General features: G+C 69.9%; 3 protein-coding genes. All 3 read right to left on the bottom strand.

Annotated features, from left to right (window positions below; translation table 11 throughout):
* On the bottom strand, positions 1-1,445 hold a 1,445-nt coding region (locus D7W81_RS19615), incomplete at its 3' end, for a serine/threonine protein kinase (protein ID WP_147445553.1).
* Positions 1,446-1,673: 228 nt separating this feature from the next.
* A complete protein-coding gene (locus D7W81_RS19610; protein ID WP_120556912.1) occupies positions 1,674-5,813 on the bottom strand; it encodes an Ig-like domain-containing protein in 4,140 nt (1,379 codons plus the stop codon).
* Positions 5,814-5,930: 117 nt separating this feature from the next.
* Complete coding sequence (locus D7W81_RS19605; protein WP_120556911.1) at positions 5,931-6,386, bottom strand: SRPBCC domain-containing protein; 456 nt, start codon at positions 6,384-6,386, stop codon at positions 5,931-5,933.
* Between the last annotated feature and the right edge of the window lies 1 nt (position 6,387).

Below are 6,387 nucleotides of genomic sequence, written 5' to 3'. Positions count from 1 at the left end.
GGCGCGGGGTGGGACGCGAGGTGTTGGAGCAGCCGCAGGCTGGCCTCATCGGCCCACTGGAGATCGTCGAGGAAGAGCGTCACCGGGTGCTCCCCGGTGAGTGCTTCCAGCAGTTGCCGGAACACCTGGAGGAAGCGGCTCTGGGCCTCGACGGGCGCCAGCGGCGCGACCTCCGGCAGCCGTCCGGTCACCTGGAGCAACTCCGGGATGAGGTCGGCGATCAGCTGCCCGCTCGCGCCGAGCGCCTCATCCAGCCGCTCCTGCCACCGGGCCTTCTGGGGTGCGTCCTCCGTGGCGAGCTGCCGGAAGAGGGGCTGGAACGCGCGGACAAACGCAGCGTAGGGGGCCTCCTGCTGCTGGTCGAACTTGCCCGTCAGGAAGAGGCCGCCCCTGTCGAGGACCGTGGACCGGAGCTGGTTCACCAGGGAGGATTTGCCAACGCCCCCCTCGCCCATCACCAGGACCAGCTCCGGGAGCTTCACGGCCACCACCCGCTCGAAGGCGGCGCGCAGCTGCTCCAGCTCGGCCTCCCGAAGCGGGAGCAGCTGCGGTGTTCGCAGCTGTCCGAGCGCGTCGCTGGCGCCGAGGGCGAATGGCTCGATCCGCTGGTTCGAGGTCCATTGCTGGCGGCAGTTCAGCAGATCCACGAGCAATCCTTGCGCTGTCGGGTAGCGGTCCTCGGGCGCCTTCGCCAGGAGGCGCATCACCAGGTCCGACACCACGGCTGGGAGCTGGGGCTGAAGCTCCACGAGCGGCCGGGGCGTGCGAGCGAGGTGGCTGTGGATCCACCCGAGCGGGTCCTCGGCCTGGAAGGGCAGCTGTCCGGTGAGCAGCTGATACAGGACGACGCCCGCCGAATAGAGGTCCGTGCGTGCGTCGAGGGGGCGGTCCATGCGGCCTGTCTGCTCGGGCGACAGGTAGGGCAGACGCCCCACCAGCTGTCGTGGCATGGGGAGCAGAGACGCAGGCTCGCTCCCACCGCGCGCGGCGAGGGCGAAGTCGGTCAACTGGACGTGGCCCCGCTCGACATCGACGACCAGGTTCTCCGGACAGACGTCCTTGTGGATGACACCGTGGCCGTGGAGGTGGGTGAGCGCTTCGGCGATGCCGACGGCCAGGTTGAGCGCGCGGCCGAACTCCATGGGAGCCCCAACCAGTTCGTCGAGGAATCGGCCTCCACCATCCTCGAACACCAGGGCGAAGCGACTGCCGGATGCTTCCAGGGACAGCGTGCGGACCGCGGCTGGCGAGTCGAGCTCACGCCCGAAGTCGAACGCGTGGCGGAGCTCCGCGAGCTCTCTGGGAGAGGGCTCCTGGGAGCGCAGCAGCTTGACGATCACCCGTCGGCCGTCGGCGGACGTGCCCCGGTAGACGACGGCGCTCTCCCCCTGCCGCACGATCGCACCCAGGGTGTACCCGGGCAGCACATCCATCTTCTCGTCCATCCTCACCTTCGCAGTATCGCGGTGTTGAACGAGGGCCGCAGTGATGAAGCCCTAGCACCTGCGGGTGCGCGACACTTCAACTGAATGGGGAGGGGGCGGCGTTCGGGATGCAGGGTGTCTCGGTGGACGTGCCCCCTCCAGCCCGCCTGCCCTGCGTTGGGCCGGCGTCCTGGCGCAGGGCACCCCGCGATGCCCTGCGCTGATGGATTCAATCCGCTGCGCGTTGGCTCAGTTGCCGGCGTAGGCGGACATGTTGCTGCCCGGGTAGCCGCCGGTGCCGGACCAGGTGGCGGGCAGCGTCGTCAGGCCTGGCTGTACCTTGTAGGAGCCGGTGCCGCTGGTGTGGCGCCAGTAGATGTCGCCCCCGCCGGTGGGACTGAGCGCCGCCAGCCAGTACGTCGTGCCCGACGTCACCGCCTGGGACGTGATGGTGCAGACGTTCCAGGCGCCGGGCGTGACGGACGTGACGGTGCAGTTGCGCAGCTGCGCGCCGGGCGTCCCGCTCCCATTCGCATACAGGCCGAGCTGGAGCGTGGTGGCCGTCGTCTGTGCATCCACGTAGAGGCTCAGCCGCGTGACGTTGCCGGTGGCGCTCGCCGCGTAGTTGAACGCCGCCGCGACGCCGGCGTGCTCGAAGTCGGACGTCGTCAGCACGGTGCTGTTGCCGACGAGGGCGGTGGGCGCGGCGGGGGTCGTCGCGCTGGCGTTGGCCGTGTACGCCGAGCTTCCCGCGGCGTTGGTCGCACGGACCCGGTACCAATAGCGGGTGCTCGCGGTCCGGCCCGTGTCACTGAACGTCGTCACGTTGGCGCCCGGCGTCCCGACCTGGGCGAAGGTGCCCGGGGCCCCGGAGACGTCCGGCGCCCGCTCCACCAGGAAGCCGCTCTCGTTGTTCGAGGCATCGGTCCACGCCAGGTTGATCTGCCCCGGCGACACCGCCGTCGCCATCAGGCCCGTGGGCGCCGCGGGCACGGTGGTGGCGCTGCTCACGGTGATGGAGACCGTGGCGGAGTTCGTGCTGGCGGCGGGATTTCCATTGTCCACGGCCACGGCGCGCACCGTGTGGCTTCCCTGAGAGGGATTGCTCCAGGTGCAGCCGTGGGGGCTGGTGGTGCTGGAGCAGATGAGCGACGTGCCGTCCGCGTAGAAGTCCACCCGCGCGATGCTCCGGCTGAACCCCGCGCTGGCGGTCGCGGCCAGCGGCACGGAGGCCGGCGCCGTGTACGTGGCATTGGCGGCGGGGGAGGTGAGGCTCACCGTGGGCGGGTTGGACAGCGTGAGGGGCACCGCGGCGGAGGTGGTGGCCTGGAGCGTGTCGTCGGTGGCCTTCGCCGTCACGCTGTGCGCGCCGTCCTGGAGCGAGCTGACGCCGCAGCTCACGGACGCCGTGGTGGGCGCGTTCACCGTGCAGAGCAGGGTGGTGCCGTTGTCGAAGAACTCCACCTTCGTGAGCGTGCGGCCCGGGCCTGCCGTGGCGGTGGCCTGGAGGTTCAGGTTGGCGGGCGCGGTGAAGTTGGCGTTGGCGGCCGGCTGGGTGATGGACACCGCCGGCGCGGTGGCGCTGCCCGCGGAGAGGCCATACATCGAAGCGCTGGACGCGCCCGTGTACACGGTGGAGCTGCCGAACGTGGGGCCCGGCAGCGCGGAGAGGCCCGTTGGCGAGTAGCGCATGGCGCCGGTGGGCAGGTCCATGTAGCGGAACACGCCGCCCCCGTTCGCGCCCAGCAGCGCCAGCCAGTAGACGGTGCCCGACGTGAGCGTCACCTGCGGCGCGGCGGTGCAGCCGTACCACTGCCCCGTCACCAGCGGCAGCGGGTCCACCACCGGGGTGGTGCAGGAGGAGAGCAGGGTGCCCGGAGCGCCCGAGGCATCGCTGTAGACGCCAATGGACAGCGACGCATTGGCATTGCCCGGCGCCGCGAAGACCTTGAGCGTCCCCAGCGTCCCTGTCGCGACGGCGGTGTACTGGAAGGCGTTCACCGAGCCGCCGTTGTCGAAGTCGTTCTGCGTCCCCACGGTGTCGACGCCCACGAGCCGCACGCCGCCCGCGGAGGCGCTCACCGTGAAGCTCACCGGCGCGGAGTTCGTGATAAGCGCCGGGCTGCCATTGTCCGTCGCGCGGGCAAAGACATTGGAGTACGTGCCGGCCGTCGCGTTCCACGTGCAGCCCGTGCCGGTCGTCGTGAAGCAGAGCGACGTGGTGCCCTGGAAGAACTCCACCCGCGTGAGGGTCCGCCCCGCGCCCGCGCTGGCTGACGCGTTGAGGGTCGTGCTCCCCGTGGGCAGCGTGGCGCCAGAGACAGGACTCAGGATGCTGACCGTGGGCGGGCCGGCGACCGTGATGGCCACCGACGCGGAGCCGCTCTCGCCCAGGGAGTCCACCGCCTCCGCGCTCACGGTGTGGCTGCCATTGCCCAGGCTGCTCGTGGCCGTGCAGGTGACGGGGTTGGAGACGGGGGCGTTCACGGTGCAGAGCACGGTGGCGTCCGCGCGGAACGTGACGCTGGCAATCGTGCGGCCCGAGGTGGGCGTGGCCGTGGCGCTCAGGACAAGCGTCGCGGGCGCGGTGAAGTTCTGACCGGCCGAGGGCGCGGTGATGGCGACGGCGGGGGCGGTGGGAGGCGCCCCGGAGATGACGATGACCCCGCTGGTCGAGTGGCGGATGCGGAGCGCGTTGTTGCCGGTGTCGAAGGTCCACCCGTCCGCGGCCAGGTCCGTGCGCTGCGACAGGGCGGTGCCGCCCGCCGTCACCGCCGAGGGGACGAAGGCGAGTCGCAGCACCTCCGTCGCGCTGGCGTCGTAGGTGGTGTAGCGGACCTCGTTGCCGGGCCCGTAGGTGACGCTCTTCACGACGGAGGTGGAGCGCAGCAGGTGGTTCTGTCCGGCGGGCGCCCAGTCCGGCTGCGCGCCCATGCCGATGACGAAGTGGCGGATGAAGTCACCCCAGCCGTCCGTGAACCAGACGTTGTTGGGATACGGCCCGTCGATGGTGAGCCCGCTGTCGCGCACCATGTACGTGGCCCAGTTGAACGCGCGGAAGGCCTTGTCCTTCGCCGTCGCGTCCCCGGTGAGCTCCGCGTAGCGCGCGTTCACGGCAGCGTAGCGCGCGGTGTGGCTGCCCATCTTGTAGTGGAAGGCGTACTGCTCCTTGATGGGACGCGCGCCGAACTCCAGCGTGTCTCCGAAGTTCGTCTCGATGAAGGCGATGATGTTCTGCACGTGCGCCTGCCAGCTCGGGTCCAGGCCGGGGTTGTCCATCAGGAACTTGGCCGTCTCCCCGGGGACGAGCTGGTTCAGGTTGTTGGTGGCGTCCGAGCCCACGTCCTCGAAGTACTGGGTCCAGTTCTGCGTCGCGATGGGGCCGTTGCTGCCCAGCAGCCACGCGAGCACGGTGGCCTGGGTGCTCTGCCATTGGGCCAGCTGCGTGCTGCTGTAGCCGGGCGCGCCGTTCAGCGCCCCCGCCTGTCCCAGCTTGATGAGCTCCTGGAACAGCTTGAGGGGCTCCACGACGTTGGACGCGTAGTTGTCCACGATGTTCGCGCCGGTGCGCACGGCGTTGTCGGAGGCCCGCACGCGGTACGGCCACGGCGACACGGTGGCGGTCGGAGTGCGCAGGTGGCTGGTGAGCTGGTTGGCCGCGTGGATGGCCATGTCGCGGTAGGCCGTGTTGCCATTGAACTTGAAGGCCTGGATGGCGGCCCACGCGAGCGCGCCCACCTTCTCCGGCTGGAGGTAGCCCACGCCGTCGCCCACGCCCACCGATGCGCCCGCCTGCGCGCCGGCGTACGTCAGCGTGCCGCTGGCGCCGCTCGCGTAGGGCACGTTCGACCAGTGGTCGCTCACGGCCGTCATGCCGTGCGCCAGGTGCCAGTCCAGCAGCGCCAGCGCGACGTTCCGCAAGCGCGGGTCGTTCTTGTAGGGCGAGTACGCGAGGCCGGACTCGATGAGCATCGCGTTCAGGCCGGCGGGGTTGTGCGGCCAGCCCACCGGCTGACCCGCGGGAGAACACCCGGGCGCCGTGCCGCTGCACAGGTACGAGTGCGCGTAGTAGGCGGGTTTGGCCACCGACGGGTTCGTGAGGTTGGACAGGTTGGGGAGCGCGAGCAGGTAGTTCTGGTTCAGGTCCAGCACGTAGTCATACGCGGCGGAGCTGCCCGGGGCCGTGGGAGGCGCCCAGGACAGGAGCTTCCCCGTGCCGTCGCACTGCGCGGCGTGCTGGTCGATGCTTCCGCCGCCGCTGCACGCGAGCGCCTGACGCACGGTGGTGGGGGCGGGCGCTTCGGTGGGCGCGACACAGCGGGTCAGCAGCAGGAGCGCGAGTGCTCCAGTGAGGGAGCGGAGGGTCCGCGCCGGGAGACGGGCATGCATGGGGTGGGGGTCCTTGGAGGGGCGCAAAAACAGCACCGGCCCTGGAGATTGCTCTCTCCAGGGCCGGTGCATTATCGACCGCGCCCGGTCGCCGGTTGCGTCAGGCCCGACCTACGCTCACGCCAGGGTGACGAGAAGCTCGTCCAGTTGCTGGAACGTCTCGACCAGCGCATCCGCCGCACCGCCGGCAGCGTCGAGAGCTTCCTTCGAGGGGTAGAGTTCGCTCACGACCAGCAGCGTCTTGCCCTCTTTTTCCTCGAAGGTCACGGTGGTGACGGACGCATTGTCACCCCCTTCCTCATTGGTCCAGACGAGGCGCGAGTGCGGTGTCACTTCGGTGTACGTCCCGAAGAACGCCATCCCCTGGCCGAACACCAGACGGTACGTGCCCCCGGTACGAACATCCATCTCGCAGGAAACCAGGGTCATTCCCATCGACTTCGGCACCCACCACTTCTTGAACAGCTCGGGCTTTGTCCACGCCTCGAACACGATGCGTGCCGGAGCATTGAAAGTTCGCGTGACGACGGTCTCACGCTCGGACTTCAGTTCCACGGTCGTGCGGTTCTTCATG

Origin of the sequence: Corallococcus aberystwythensis (assembly GCF_003612165.1) — a bacterium.
Taxonomy (GTDB): domain Bacteria; phylum Myxococcota; class Myxococcia; order Myxococcales; family Myxococcaceae; genus Corallococcus; species Corallococcus aberystwythensis.
The sequence above is the reverse complement of the archived record's forward strand: the minus strand, read 5'-3'. Positions and strand labels throughout refer to the sequence as shown.